Annotated in this window: 11 protein-coding genes and 1 riboswitch; of the genes, 2 read left to right on the forward strand and 9 right to left on the reverse strand. The window is 46.5% G+C overall.

All coding sequences use genetic code 11. The features are described 5' to 3' along the window. Positions 1-123: 123 nt before the first annotated feature. From NYE72_RS25560 to NYE72_RS25585, 6 genes are all read right to left on the reverse strand, one after another. The gene (locus NYE72_RS25560; RefSeq protein ID WP_051491088.1) at positions 124-666 is read right to left on the reverse strand and encodes a GNAT family N-acetyltransferase; all 543 of its coding nucleotides are present in this window, start codon (positions 664-666) and stop codon (positions 124-126) included. Between the two features lie 38 nt (positions 667-704). Beyond that, a complete protein-coding gene (locus NYE72_RS25565; protein WP_081382462.1) occupies positions 705-1634 on the reverse strand; it encodes a metallophosphoesterase in 930 nt (309 codons plus the stop codon). Between the two features lie 57 nt (positions 1635-1691). Next, on the reverse strand, positions 1692-2483 hold the full coding sequence (locus tag NYE72_RS25570) for a DUF3891 family protein (protein ID WP_051491089.1): 792 nt from the start codon (positions 2481-2483) through the stop codon (positions 1692-1694). 210 nt (positions 2484-2693) lie between these two features. Then, positions 2694-3458, reverse strand: coding sequence for a succinate dehydrogenase iron-sulfur subunit (sdhB, locus tag NYE72_RS25575; protein ID WP_036679800.1), 765 nt, complete (start codon positions 3456-3458; stop codon positions 2694-2696). Positions 3459-3533: 75 nt separating this feature from the next. Further along, positions 3534-5276, reverse strand: coding sequence for a succinate dehydrogenase flavoprotein subunit (sdhA, locus tag NYE72_RS25580; RefSeq protein ID WP_036679802.1), 1743 nt, complete (start codon positions 5274-5276; stop codon positions 3534-3536). 45 nt (positions 5277-5321) lie between these two features. After that, positions 5322-5987 carry a succinate dehydrogenase cytochrome b558 subunit gene (locus tag NYE72_RS25585; RefSeq protein ID WP_036679804.1) on the reverse strand — a complete coding sequence of 222 codons (666 nt, stop codon included), beginning with the start codon at positions 5985-5987 and terminating at the stop codon, positions 5322-5324. A gap of 402 nt (positions 5988-6389) precedes the next feature. Here NYE72_RS25585 and NYE72_RS25590 point away from each other — a divergent pair, with 402 nt between their 5' ends. Next, a complete protein-coding gene (locus NYE72_RS25590; RefSeq protein WP_036679806.1) occupies positions 6390-7292 on the forward strand; it encodes a LysR family transcriptional regulator in 903 nt (300 codons plus the stop codon). A gap of 523 nt (positions 7293-7815) precedes the next feature. Here the strand turns inward: NYE72_RS25590 and NYE72_RS25595 are convergent. Both NYE72_RS25595 and NYE72_RS25600 read right to left on the reverse strand, forming a co-directional pair. Then, on the reverse strand, positions 7816-8487 hold the full coding sequence (locus tag NYE72_RS25595) for a TrkA family potassium uptake protein (RefSeq protein ID WP_036679808.1): 672 nt from the start codon (positions 8485-8487) through the stop codon (positions 7816-7818). 13 nt (positions 8488-8500) lie between these two features. Continuing rightward, positions 8501-9859 carry a TrkH family potassium uptake protein gene (locus tag NYE72_RS25600; protein ID WP_076206382.1) on the reverse strand — a complete coding sequence of 453 codons (1359 nt, stop codon included), beginning with the start codon at positions 9857-9859 and terminating at the stop codon, positions 8501-8503. Positions 9860-9922: 63 nt separating this feature from the next. Then, positions 9923-10098, reverse strand: a riboswitch (cyclic di-AMP (ydaO/yuaA leader). 320 nt (positions 10099-10418) lie between these two features. Here NYE72_RS25600 and NYE72_RS25605 point away from each other — a divergent pair. After that, positions 10419-12095, forward strand: coding sequence for a CPBP family intramembrane glutamic endopeptidase (locus NYE72_RS25605; RefSeq protein WP_076216153.1), 1677 nt, complete (start codon positions 10419-10421; stop codon positions 12093-12095). Between the two features lie 98 nt (positions 12096-12193). Here the strand turns inward: NYE72_RS25605 and uvrC are convergent, their stop codons facing one another. After that, entirely contained in the window at positions 12194-14146 is a 1953-nt protein-coding gene (gene uvrC / locus NYE72_RS25610; RefSeq protein WP_305953825.1) for an excinuclease ABC subunit UvrC, read from the reverse strand. Positions 14147-14184 lie beyond the last annotated feature (38 nt).

A 14184-nucleotide genomic window follows, 5' to 3' on the forward strand; every position in this document is an offset into this window, starting at 1 on the left:
CGCTACTCTTTTCAATCAAAAAAAATGGACCCGAATCATCGGGTCCCAAAGCAGTATATTTTTAAAAGGGGGTCATGTACTTAGTTTAACCGCACACTGTTAGAGTTTGATAACGGCATTATTTCATTTGTGTAACAATGTGAATACTTTCATTACATCGTCCAAGGAGCCGACTTTGGGCATCACCCGCTCCAGCTTCATACCGTTCTTGAGCATCACACGTTCCGATCTAATATTATCTCCTGTGCAGCGTCCTTCGATCCTTGTTATCCCAAGGGTATGAACACTATAGTTCAAAAACAAACCCACGGCCTCCGTCGCCAGCCCGCATCCCCACCATGCCGGGTCCAGCATATATCCTAAGGTAGCTGTGCCCTCACGGCGGTTCCAATTCTGCAAAGCCACTATACCGATCAACCGCTGCTGCCCCTTTAAATAGATCCCGGCATGCAGCGCACAAGGATCGAAGGCAAATAACATCCGGTTTACCAGCTTCTCCACCTGGGCAGATGCTGATCCAGGGCCGGAGCGTACTAGAATATGGCGCTGCACATCTGGATGGGAGAGCAGCTGCCGCAAAGCTAAAACATCCTCAGGCATGATCAGCCTCAGATCAACTGCTAAACCATGTTGTGTCTCTAACAACACTGCTCCATAGGTGCTCATCTTCTCTCCCCTTCCGTGCAGCTAAAATTCCAGCCTAATCAGCTCATGGACCGATGCAGCGTCAGAACCGTTAATTCTGGCCTACACAATAACCGAAAAGGCATGTATGTCTCTCCAAACCCTCTATTCACATACACAGGCATGGCTTTGTCTTCTGTATAATACAATCCATTTATGTATTTAAGAGATCCATAAGGTGTAAATGGCGCACCTATAAAGGGCAGGCGAATTTGTCCGCCATGACTGTGCCCGGAAAGCTGTAGATCAAATGAATAGGCCTGTGCGGTATCCGCATAATCCGGCTCATGCATCAAAAGGACGTTAAAGGTTCCTTCAGGAACACCAGTAATTGCTTTCGCTGGGTCGGGTTTACCGTGTAACAGATCATCCAGACCCGTAACCGCCATGACTGCCCCGCCTCTTTTTAGAAGGTAGGATTTATTCCTCAGCACCCGGAAGCCCGCAGACTCCAGCAGCTCGGTAACCAGCTGGGTATTCTTGTAATCATGATTGCCTAATATCGCAAATTTACCCAATGGCGCACTTAACGCTGCCAGCACCGGTACGGCTTCAACAAGATCCTCAGGATCGCTGTCCACAATGTCACCCGTGAAGCAAATAAGATCCGGTTCAGCTTTGCTTATATGTTTAGCGAGTCGGGCCAGATCCCTGGCATCCTTATTAAATCCGAGATGCGTATCACTGAAATGAACAAGCTTCATCCCTGAAAAAGCGGAAGGAAGCTCCTTAAAACGCAAGTCCAGCTTAGTGACCTCAATCCAGTTCGGCTCCCCCTGCCATGCATATCCGCTTGTAAGCAATCCTGCGCCGATTACAGCAGCCGCACTCCGAGTCAGGAACTGCCGGCGGGTAATTGTAGACTCGCTACCAGAACGCCCCTTAGAGGGGTCCTTGTGGATCTTATCGCCATTCTTATTGGGAGAAGCCCCAGACGATTGTATCTTCATAGGGAGATTCTCCTTTCTTTACCTTTTCCCCGAAAAACAGACGGTCCAAATAATAACTTATATATTATTTCGGGCAGTTAGAACAATCCGGCATTCTTCTTCCGGAGTTTCGCTGTAAGCGCGTGCAATCCCTTTTTTTGCGATTTCTGATTTTTGAACTCGTCTCAGCATAAATGCTACTTCCAGGTTTTTTACAAAAGGAAACGGTTCAAGCATTAACGTTGACTTATCCTGCCACTCCGCTGTGATGACACGACCTGACGTAAAACTGAAATCTTCAGTGCCTGAGAACCCTTCACGCCACCATGGATGCTCCTCTGATTTCGGACACCCCGGCTCATTTAAGGCCAAATACAAGGACAGATCATCGCAAAATTCTAAAAGGCGGGCATCATAATACAGCTCATCTTCTCCGATAGGCTTAGAAGCTTCAAGTTCCCGATGGATACGTGCTCTGCGTTCCTCTTCATGTTCTTGATATAACGTTAGTTCTGGATAATCGAGTCCCGAAATCTTAATAAGCCGCTCAAAATGCAAGCTGCACAGCAACGCTCCGTACGGTGTGTGTTCCTCGATCTCATCTAATCCACGCTTATAAAAGGTCAACTTAGGCACTACAGGAAAATCAATAAAGGTGTAGGGTGCTTGCTCCGCATCATTCCAGAAAGGGGTCTCATCGAGATCAATCCAACCCCTATCATGCTGGGCTACTGCCCACAGTACCTCTTCCCGGCGTCCTTCAGTTGGCACATGCTGCTCTTTGAACCCAATGGCCAGCTCTCCGGCAAGTTTCCCGTGATCATGCTGCTTAACCATTACAATTGCTCCATCTTGCTCCCGACAAATCACGATTATTCCTCCTTGTTCCACAGCTAACATTACGTTAACAATGGATATTATAGCATAAATTGGTCAATATTCTGAACTTGCTCCAGCCCTGCAAGACTTTCCCGCCTCAAGCAGATAAGAGAGTCTTAACAACATAAAAAAAGCTACCCCCAGCGAATGGAATCCACTTTGAGGATAGCTCAATAGATAAACATTTGGCGGTACTATTAATTACACACCTAACCAACGTTTGAACATATGCTTCGTTGTTTGCTTGTTTATTTCTGCAATAGATGTCGTAAGAGGAATCCCCTTTGGACAAGCGCGTACACAGTTCTGTGAGTTACCACAGCCATCGATCCCGCCATCCTCCATAAGAGCGTCCAATCTTTCGTCAGCGTTCATTTCACCTGTAGGGTGAGCATTGAACAGACGTACTTGAGAAATGGCTGCCGGTCCGATGAAATCCGTCTTTTCGTTGACATTCGGACAAGCCTCCAAACATACGCCACAGGTCATACATTTGGATAATTCATAGGCCCACTGCCGTTTTTTCTCCGGCATCCGCGGTCCCGGTCCAAGATCGTACGTACCGTCAATCGGAATCCATGCTTTCACCCTTTTTAGCGCATTGAACATCCGGGTACGGTCAATGACTAAGTCACGCACCACCGGAAATGTCTTCATAGGCTCAATGCGTACAGGCTGCTCCAGATTGTCTATAAGTGCAGCGCAGGCTTGGCGGGGTTTGCCATTAATCACCATGGAGCAAGCTCCGCACACTTCTTCTAAACAGTTGGAATCCCAGCATACGGGAACTGTGCTGTCACCTTTGGCATTCACAGGGTTACGCTGAATTTCCATCAAAGCACTGATCACATTCATACCTGGACGATAAGGAAGTTCAAATTCCTCGACATACGATGAACTTTGTGGATCGTCCTGGCGGGTGATGATAAACTTTACGTTTTTGGGAGCTGCAGCTGTTTCCGCCATAATGGTTCCCTCCTCAAATTGCCTGATTTTATTTCATGAAGCTTGCCTCGCAAGCTATTCTGTTACTGGAAAGCATTAATCCTTCGAATAATCGCGTACCCGTGGAGGAATCAGCGAGACATCCACTTCATCGTAGGAGATTTGTGGACCCTCTGCAGTCCAGGCTGCTTTTGTGGTCTTCAAGAACTCCTCATCATTACGATTCGGGAATTCCGGTTTGTAATGTGCACCACGGCTCTCATTCCGCATAAGCGCTCCAAGTGTCATCGCTTCGGACAGCTCCAGCATATTCCAGAGCTGGCGAGTGAAGGCCACACCTTGGTTATTCCAGCGCGATGCATCATTCATATTGATCTTGCGATAACGCTCCTTAAGCTCTTTGATTTTGCCAATGGTCGCTTCCAGCTTCGGATTGTGCCGCACCACGGTCATATTGGCGGTCATCCATTCGCCCAGTTCCTTGTGAATCACATAAGCATTCTCTGTACCTGACATCGCTAACAGAGATTCATATTTGTCCGTTTGCTTTTTGTGGAAGCTATCGAATACGGAAGAAGAGATATCCTGCGATGATTTCTTCAGGCCTTTAATGTATTCAACAGCCTTTGGTCCTGCGACCATACCGCCGTAAATAGCAGATACCAGTGAGTTGGCGCCTAGACGGTTCGCTCCATGATATTGATATTCACATTCTCCGGCAGCAAAAAGACCAGGAACGTTCGTCATTTGATTGTAATCAACCCACATGCCGCCCATAGAATAGTGCACAGCCGGGAAGATCTTCATTGGTATTTTACGGGGATCATCCCCCATGAATTTTTCGTAAATTTCAATAATCCCGCCAAGCTTCACGTCCAGCTCTTTCGGATCCTTGTGAGAGAGGTCCAAATACACCATGTTCTCGCCATTAATGCCCAGCCCTTGATCCACACACACATTAAAAATCTCACGTGTAGCAATATCTCGCGGCACCAAGTTACCGTAGGACGGATATTTTTCTTCGAGGAAATACCACGGTTTCCCGTCTTTATAAGTCCAGATACGGCCGCCCTCGCCACGTGCCGATTCCGACATCAGGCGGAGCTTGTCATCTCCCGGAATAGCGGTTGGGTGAATCTGGATAAATTCTCCGTTGGCATAATGTACGCCCTGTTGGTACACCGCACTTGCGGCTGTCCCTGTATTAATAACGGAGTTCGTTGTTTTGCCAAAAATAATACCCGGCCCGCCGCTTGCCAAAATAACAGCATCCGCAGGAAAAGTCTCAATCTCCATCGTCTTAAGATTCTGGGCACTGATGCCGCGGCATACACCTTCGTCGTCGATAATAGCCGAAAGGAACTCCCAGTTCTCGCGTTTAGTTACGAGACCTTCAGATTCCCACCGGCGCACCTGCTCATCCAACGCGTACAGCAGCTGTTGGCCTGTTGTCGCGCCGGCAAAAGCTGTACGGTGCCGCTTCGTTCCGCCGAAACGACGGAAATCGAGCAGACCTTCCGGTGTGCGGTTGAACATAACGCCCATCCGGTCCATAAGGTGAATGATACCTGGCGCAGCTTCACACATCGCCTTAACGGGCGGCTGATTCGCCAAAAAGTCACCGCCATAGACAGTGTCGTCAAAATGCTCCCAAGGGGAGTCGCCCTCACCTTTTGTATTTACCGCGCCATTGATGCCGCCTTGCGCGCATACGGAGTGTGATCTTTTTACAGGAACTAATGAGAATAAATGGACATGCGCACCAGCTTCCGCTGCCTTGATGGTAGCCATCAAGCCGGCCAGACCGCCGCCCACGATAATGATATCGGATGTTGCCATGATAGTTCACTCCTTTTATCGAAAATATCAGAAAGGATTCTTAAATTAAATGAAGGTCTTTATGGACTGGGCAATAGTTGCTGCAGTTTGAAATTCACTGTCACGGAAAGTAACCAGCGAAATCAGGAACATGAACGTTACTAAGACAAATATGCCAAGACAGAGGTAAGAAGATACCCGCTGTGCACGAGGACCGACGGTAATTCCCCAGCTGATTAAGAAAGACCAGAGACCGTTCGAGAAGTGGAAGCATGCAGCAACGATACCGATAATATACAGTGTCAGCAGAAGTGGCTGAGTCACGATATCATGCATGAGACCGCCTAATTCTTCGTGCTCCACATTACCCACTGCCACCTGAACCCGTGTTTGGAACAAGTGCCAGACGATAAAGATAAAGGTAACAATACCTGTAATCCGTTGCAGGGTATAACGCCAGTTTCTTTCAATGTTGAAACGGTTCAAGTTCGGCTTGGATTGATACGCAATATAAAGTCCGTATACCCCATGGTACAGCAGAGGAAGCCATATACCGAACAATTCCAGGAAGAAGACGAGCGGTAAGCTGTTCAGCCATAACACGCTGTCAGTGAAACCGGAAGCGCCACCCTCTACAGCCGCAAAATTCGTCATCATGTGCTCAATGAAGAAGGCTCCAAGTGGGATAACGCCTAGCAAGGAATGAATCTTTCTGGAATAAAATCCTTTCATACAAAGTAACCCCTTTCCGATTAAAACAGCGTTTTCATTAATGGGTATTCACCGCCGGAACTACATTTGACACAGGATAACGTTGACAATCCAATGACATAATTCCTTAATTTACCGTTATCCTAGAGTTTACCGGACTTAGTTTTATTTTTCACAAAATGTGAATATCTTGTGTCACTTTTCATGTTACTCTTTTTTCGCTTATAAGGGAATTGCAATCTAATTATTAAACGTTATACAATAAACGCATAAGAATAGATTTTATATGATAATAATTCTCATTTAGCGAAACAACATTTTCCGACATAACCTGATTTTCCTTATGTAATAAGAACAGTTACTCTTACGGCTATGAATTTCATCACTACTGATCGTACATCGCATTAGGAGAGGAACTCAATTATGTTTGACGATTTAGATGTTTTTGCAGCAGTTGTGGAACATTCCAGCTTAAACCGGGCCTCACGCCAGCTCAATCTATCCCAGCCCGCCTTGTCTCGCAAAATTTCTAAACTCGAGGAACGTCTGGGGGTCGCACTGTTTAATCGTTATGGCAAACGACTGGAGTTAACCGAGGTTGGGCGTCTCACTTATTCCTATGCGCTTGAACAACGGCAGCAGCGTTCCAAGTTTCTGGAAGCCCTTTCTAAATTCAAAGAGGGGGAGCCAAGGCTTGTCACCTTGGGGGCTAGTCTTACCTCACTGCAGACCACGCTTCCGCCGCTGGTTAACGCTTATATGGACAAATATCCGACCGCAGAGCTGAAGCTGATTACAGGCCGAACGCATGAGATCGTATCCTCAGTTAGTGAGGGGAAATCAGATGTAGGTCTGATCGCTTCCTCTATTCAAGAACCCGGGTTACGCTGCATTTCTCTGTTTGAGGATCAATTGCGACTGGTCGTCTCAGAGCAGCATCCTTTAAATTTATCTTCCAAGCTAACCATGGATAATCTATCCCGGCTGCCTATGATTCTCTTCTCAAAGGGTACCTGGTACCGGCGCCTGACGGACGATCTATTCCAGCGCTGCGGGATTGATCCCGATGTGCGCATGGAGATTGACTCCTTCGAAGCCATCGTGCGGCTGCTTCCGACTGTCAAAGCGGCTGCGTTGCTGCCAAAGTCTTATCTGCGTCCAGAGCTGCTGAACGGCGGCGGACTGGTGTCCTTACATATCAAGGAGCTGGAGCAGACTCAACGGACCACCTGCCTGATTTACCGTGACGATGGAAGCATGAGCACGGCGGCTCGCAGTCTGGTGCAAGTAACCGAAGAGATGTTTCTGACAGAACGTGAGCAGTAAAGCCGGACCAAATGAATCAAGGGGCGCACCTATTGATCTCCAAATGAGGCAATAAGTGAAGCACTTATTGCGTAATTAGGGAATTTCTCCCTGAAATTTAGAGATTTCTGTTCAGCAGACTTATAATTAGGGAAAACTTCCCTAATTTTCGGCTGATTGAGTAACTAATAAAGGAATCCCACTGTTTATTAGGGAGGAATTCCCTAATGTCGTTCATTTAGAGCGAATAGCGGCTATTTTTAGGGAGGTTTTCCCTAATTAGTTACACCCACTCTGTACATCGTACAAACAAAGAACGCATATCGCCCATATTCCACCGTCACAGATACCACAAATCATCTACTACAGCCGTACGAATATCACACCTAACAACTCGTCAACCGCACAAACCAATATATTAGAACACTACGCGTGGTCTATAGCCATATGGCATAGTGAAATCCATTACTTTTCCTACTCTTTACTCCATAAAAAAGAAGCTGCCCCCAAGTAGAATTCACTACTTTTGAGTCAGCTTCTTTTCCTATGATTCTTGGTTCACAACTTCACTCTCAAAACGGTCAATACTTTCATTAGGACCAATGAGTACCATAACATCGCCTTCACTTAAATAATCATGGGCAGTTGGAGCGACGATTATTCCACTTTCCCTATTCAGGGCAACAATACTGCAGCCATATTTAGCTCTTGTATTTAAATCAGACAAGCTTCTGCCGTTCATGCAGGACGGTACGGTCAGCTCGACAATTTTATAATCCTTGGACAGTTCAATATAATCCAGCAAATTGGGCGTCACCAGCTGGTGTGCCACACGAATCCCCATATCCCGCTCCGGAAAAATAACCCGATCAACCCCCAGCCGCGACAGTGCGCGGCCATGAAGGATGGAGATTGCCTTAGCCACCACTTGCTTGACTCCAATTTCCTTCAACAAAATGGCCGCCAGAATGCTTCTCTCCATATTGTCACCAATCGCAACAATCCCACAATCAAAGTTCCGTACACCAAGCGAGCGCATAATTCCCTCATCTGTAGCATCTGCTACTACCGTATGCGTCAGTTGATCGCTCATTTCCTCCACGCGTTCTTCATGGTGGTCAATGCCGAGCACCTCGTAGCCCATTTCCATCAGCTCAAGCGCCAGGCTTGAACCGAAGCGACCTAAGCCGATTACTACAAATTGCTGTGCTTTCATTTCTAATTAACTCCTATCCAATAATTATTTTACCTTCCGGATACTTATACAGTGGTTTACCCTGTTTTGGACCGAGTGCATACGCTAAGGTTAGTGGACCCAGCCGACCTGCAAACATCGTCAGACAGAGTAGAATCTTACCGATCGCTGACAGTTCCGGAGTTAGCCCCATAGTCAGTCCTACCGTAGCAAAGGCGGAGGTCGTCTCAAACAAGATTGCCAAGAAATTACTGTCTTCAGTTGTGGAGAGTATCATCGACACAGAGGCGATTAACAACAAAGCCAGCAGCGTGATCGTTAATGCCTTGTAGATGCGCTCCTGAGCCAACCGATAACGGAACAACACAACATCTTCCCGTCCACGCAGCATAGCAATTACAGCACCAATCATCATCGTAAAGGTTGTTGTCTTGATCCCGCCGCCCGTTGAGCCCGGAGAAGCACCAATAAACATAAGAATCACTATAAAAAATTGTGTAGCCTGCCGAAGTCCAGCAATATCTACTGTGTTCGCGCCAGCCGTACGGGGAGACACGGATTGAAAGAAGGCCGATAATATTTTACCGCCAAAATTCAGTGAACCTAGGGTACGAGTGTTAGTAAACTCGAATATAAAAATAACCAGAGCTCCGATCAGAATCAGCCCTGTGCTGGTGGACAGGACAACTTTACTATGTAGAGACAGCCTGCGGGTTACCCGAAACTCCACCAGATCTGACATTACAATAAAACCAATCCCGCCGGAGACAATCAGAAACATCACAATAATATTCACAAGCGGATCATATACATAATCAGTTAAACTGCGAAAATCCCCAAAAATATCGAACCCCGCATTATTAAACATAGACACCGCATGAAATATGCCATAATAAATCGCTTTTCCCAGTGGCATATCAAAAGCCCAGCGAATAGACAGCAGCAAAGCGGCACAGCCTTCTATGACAAGAGAATATATGAGGACTCTTCGGATCAGCCGCACAATTCCTTCCATAGAGCCTTGATTCATGGCTTCCTGTAGGATTAGCCTGTCCCGCAAAGATATTTTACGCTTTAACACCAGTGAAAATAGAGTGGCCATGGTCATAAACCCTAAGCCGCCGATCTGGATTAGGATCATAATTACGGTTTTCCCAAAAATCGTGAACGAAGTTCCGGTATCCAGCACAACAAGCCCTGTTACACAGGTTGCCGAAGTTGAAGTAAATAATGCATCAATAAATTTCACGGAATTCCCGCTTGTGCTTGAGATGGGGAGCATAAGCAGCAAGGCCCCTATCAAAATAATCGATGCAAAACCCAGCACCAGTATCTGCGGCGGCGAGAGCTTCAGAAACTTAAATTCAGAAATCCTGCGAAACTGTGAAGCCATTTGCTCACCTTCTTATCAAAAATTCCAACAAAAAAAGCACTGGAAAACCAATGCTGACTTGGTTCCTGCAGTAAATTAGCCTACGAGGTTAGCTGACGGATTCGGACTATGCAGGCTGCCCTATTCGTTCCTAGAACGAAATTCACCCCTGATGAAAGTGCCATTTATCGTGTACACTCCACTTTTCATCACTTCTTATGGTTCCCCCGTTTTCACCAGAAATTCGGCTACTATACAATTGCATACAAATTATATACGTTATTTAGTGAATTCACAAAGACACAATTAATGCTCATTCACATGAAAAAATGCGGTTTAAAGAGACTGCATCAAATGGAGTACCTTTTCTCATCACTTTTCCGTGTTTTCCCTGCAATTACACCGATTCTCACCATTCGTACACAAATGAACACGATAAAATTCATGGTATAAATTCACATGACTATTCTATACTATCTCTATTACCCATAAAAAGAACATATAATGTTTTTTGTAACCAGCCAGGCACTAATACTATAATGGAACATAACATTGTCAGTACATAACAAGGAGGCGTTACATGAATCCCGTCGGCCAGCCCCTACAGCAACGTGCCCTCTCCAAGAGGCTCATCATCTCGGGCATTATCGGTCTTATTCTATTTATTATGTTTCAGATTTCCCCTTCGCTGCTAAGCAGCTCTACAGGGGAAGATACCACCGTTATTAGCAAGGCAGAAGCCCGTGACCAAGCCGTATTATTCGCAGAACAAAAGCTCAATTACACCGAAGCACCAAACGATCAATGGAATGTACTTTACGAGACGGACTCTTCCTTTTATGGTTATATGTCTCGCGAGAAGCTTGTGGAGGACTACACCAAGAAAAAATTGGATCAAAAATATCCTTTTGATGTCTTTCGTGCAACGCTTACTCCGTCAGCGGATCAAGAGCCGCAAATCATCGTTGACCTCAATATGTATACCGGCGAGATTGTCGCTTTCTCAAAGGCTGCAAAAGTTGCCTCCGAAGAGGGGTCTGGCATTGCTTCCGTTGGTGCAAAAGAGGACAAGGGAGCTGACCTCACTCTAGCGCAGAAGGAGAATCTTGCTCGTCCTTGGCTTCAGGAATGGGAAGTAAATCCTGCCAAGCTACAAATTGAATCGAATACAGGAAGCCATGGGCTGGTGTATACGGATAGCACTGTTCAGGTCGGCGAATCCTTATTGCACTATTATTTTGATTTCAGTGGAGAGCAGGTCTCCAGCTTTAATGCCGGATTCACTGCACCGGCTTGGCATACCTCCTACGTACAAGGACAGACCTCTTTAGCGGAAAAGCTGACATTATTCGGTTACGGTATACCCACACTGATTTTAGGAATTCTGGCACTCGTCTACAGTATTCTTAGAAGAGAGCATACTTCCTTTAAACGTGGGGTATTCCTAAGCTCAGCCTATTTTGTAATCATGATGATCAGCACCTATAATATGCTGCCTGAATCAACAGGCGAAGGGCTAGAAGCACAGATTACCTCTGTCATTATGTTTATCATTTATGCTTTATACAGCCTGCTGATGTCCTCCTTGCTTTACTTCTCTTTAGTGGGCGGCAATGGCCTATGGCGAAAAGAGGGAGGCATGAACCCTTGGCCCCGCGCCAAAGAGCCCGGCTATGGACAATATGTGTTGGATAGTATCCGGGCTGGATACATGTGGGCTTTCGTTCTGCTAGGGGTGCAGACGGTTATGTTCATCATATTATCGTTTACCTTGCACAATTGGTCTACTACAGACGCCACCCAGTCTCCTTATAACATGAGATATGCTTGGCTTCTGCCTATCGTCGCATGGCTCGCTGGTTTATCTGAGGAAGCCATTTATCGCTTTTTCGGAATCCCTATGCTGAAAAAGGTGTTCCGGAACACTTTCGTCGCTTGCTTGATCACCACGCTGGTTTGGGCGTTTGGCCATACGTTATATCCGATCTATCCCATCAGCTCCCGTCCGATTGAGCTGACCGTAATCGGGCTGCTGTTCAGTTATATTTTCCTTCGTTACGGATTTATTGCTGTCATGTTCAGCCACGTCGTGTTTGACAGCATCCTGATGGGCGCTACGCTGATCTTTATGAAGGAGAGCGTAAATGTAGGCGCGGGTATCTTCGCGATTATTATGCCGTTCATAGTCGCTTACATCGTCTATCGATTTAATCCACCACAGAAACCTAAGCCGGTGGAGCCTTCTTCTTTGATTTAAGAAAATAAAATAGTGTACATCCTATAACCAAATTAAAAAAAGGGCATCATAGCAGCTTTAGTCGCTGCTGTGATACCCTTTTTCTTTTGTCATCATTGCTATGAGGTTGGCTCTTCGTCCTTGAGCGCATCAAGAATTTGTCTTGCCAGCTTTTCTCCAATAGAAAGTGTACGGAAATCATCCACGGAGGCTTCTTTAATTTTCTTAAGCGATCCGAAATGCTTAAGCAACGCTTTACGGCGCTTCTCACCTATACCAGGTATAGAATCCAGCTTGGAGGTAACCATGGACTTCCCGCGCTGTTCACGGTGGAAGGTGATCGCGAACCTATGGACCTCATCCTGAATCCGTTGCAAAAGGTAAAATTCCTGACTGTCCCGGGCTAGCGCGACAGGTTCTGGCGGATCTCCAACCAAAAGCTGAGCCGTCTTATGCTTATCATCCTTAACAAGGCCGCAGACCGGAATGAATAATCCCAGCTCATTCTCCAGAATATCAATAGCAGAGGAGATTTGCCCTTTCCCGCCATCGACCACGATAAGATCCGGTATCGGAAGATTCTCCTTCAATACCCGTTCATATCGCCGCCGAATGACCTCGCGCATCGTTCCATAATCATCCGCACCCACTACCGTACGAACCTTATATTTACGATACTCTTTTCGTGCAGGCTTGCCATCAATGAAGACAACCATCGCTGAGACCGGGTTAGTCCCCTGAATGTTCGAGTTATCGAACGCCTCAATGCGGCTCAAGCGTTCAAGACCCAAGCTCTCACCTAAGCTGATCGCTGCTCCAGAGGTACGCTCTTCATCCCGTTCAATCAGCCGGAATTTCTCGTCGATAGCCACTCTTGCATTTTGACAGGCCATGCCAACCATCTGCTTCTTAAGACCGCGTTGTGGCACAAGCACCTTAATGCCCAGCCACTCCTGCAGAATGGAGGCGCCGCCGGCGGCATCCACGATCCCAGCTGCAGCAGCTTCCTCCTCCGCCGTCGCACGTGCCTCAGCCTCTTCAGCCGATTCAGGAGTATCTTCACCCTGTTGTAAATCCGCTTCTGCTGGAGCAGCTATCGTGATCTCAGGTTTAGCCTCTTTATTAGCCAGAGACTCCTCATCGAGCACATCCGGCAGCAGAATCTCCTGCGGCAAAGCGGGATTATCACTGTAATACTGCGTCACATAAGACATAAAGTCACTGTAGGCTTCACCATAGAACGGGAACACGGAGGAATGGCGCTGAATCATCTTCCCTTGTCTCATGTACAGAATCTGTACACACATCCATCCCTTGTCTACAGCATAACCAAATACGTCCCGGTCCTTAGTATCTGTAGTGTTGATCTTCTGCTTCTCCATCAATGCATCGATATGGATAATCTGATCCCGCAGTTCCTTCGCCCGCTCAAAATATAACTCCTCAGCAGCTTCTTGCATTTTTTGCTGTAAATCCTTTTTAACCGCCTCATGACCTCCGCCTAGAAAAGCAGCGATATCCTGCGTAATCTGCTCATACTCGGATTTCTGAACCTCCTTCTCACACGGTGCCAGACACTGGCCCATGTGATAGTAAAGACAGACCTCCTTTGGCATCACACCGCATTTACGAAGCGGGTACATACGATCTAGGAGCTTTTTTGTCTGCTGAGCAGCATAAGCATTAGGATAAGGGCCAAAATATTTTGCTTTATCTTTAATCACCCGGCGTGTAACCTCAAGGCGCGGGTGAGTTTCATTCGTTATTTTTATATAAGGAAACGTCTTGTCGTCTTTCAAAAGCACATTATAACGCGGCATATGTTTCTTAATCAGATTACACTCTAGAATGAGCGCTTCCATGTTACTGGACGTAACGATGTATTCGAAATCAGCAATATTAGCGACAAGCCGCTGCGTTTTACCATTATGACTGCCTGTAAAATAAGACCGCACCCGATTCTTGAGTACCTTCGCTTTGCCCACATAAATAATAGTGCCTTCCTGATTCTTCATCAGATAGCAGCCAGGCAGATCGGGTAGTAGTGCCAGTTTATTGCGGATATTGTCCAAAATGATCCCCTCCAGCTAAATTGGACCCATGATTAGTT

Origin of the sequence: Paenibacillus sp. FSL L8-0333 (genome assembly GCF_037965665.1) — a bacterium.
Classification (GTDB): domain Bacteria; phylum Bacillota; class Bacilli; order Paenibacillales; family Paenibacillaceae; genus Paenibacillus_AQ; species Paenibacillus_AQ odorifer.

Excerpts from the sequence above, each read along its gene's own strand:
- NYE72_RS25560 (WP_051491088.1), bottom strand. The coding sequence starts at position 666 with ATGAGCACCTATGGAGCAGTGTTGTTAGAGACACAACATGGTTTAGCA.
- NYE72_RS25565 (WP_081382462.1), bottom strand. The coding sequence starts at position 1,634 with ATGAAGATACAATCGTCTGGGGCTTCTCCCAATAAGAATGGCGATAAG.
- sdhB (WP_036679800.1), bottom strand. The coding sequence starts at position 3,458 with ATGGCGGAAACAGCTGCAGCTCCCAAAAACGTAAAGTTTATCATCACC.
- sdhA (WP_036679802.1), bottom strand. The coding sequence starts at position 5,276 with ATGGCAACATCCGATATCATTATCGTGGGCGGCGGTCTGGCCGGCTTG.
- NYE72_RS25585 (WP_036679804.1), bottom strand. The coding sequence starts at position 5,987 with ATGAAAGGATTTTATTCCAGAAAGATTCATTCCTTGCTAGGCGTTATC.
- NYE72_RS25590 (WP_036679806.1), top strand. The coding sequence starts at position 6,390 with ATGTTTGACGATTTAGATGTTTTTGCAGCAGTTGTGGAACATTCCAGC.
- NYE72_RS25595 (WP_036679808.1), bottom strand. The coding sequence starts at position 8,487 with ATGAAAGCACAGCAATTTGTAGTAATCGGCTTAGGTCGCTTCGGTTCA.
- NYE72_RS25600 (WP_076206382.1), bottom strand. The coding sequence starts at position 9,859 with ATGGCTTCACAGTTTCGCAGGATTTCTGAATTTAAGTTTCTGAAGCTC.
- NYE72_RS25605 (WP_076216153.1), top strand. The coding sequence starts at position 10,419 with ATGAATCCCGTCGGCCAGCCCCTACAGCAACGTGCCCTCTCCAAGAGG.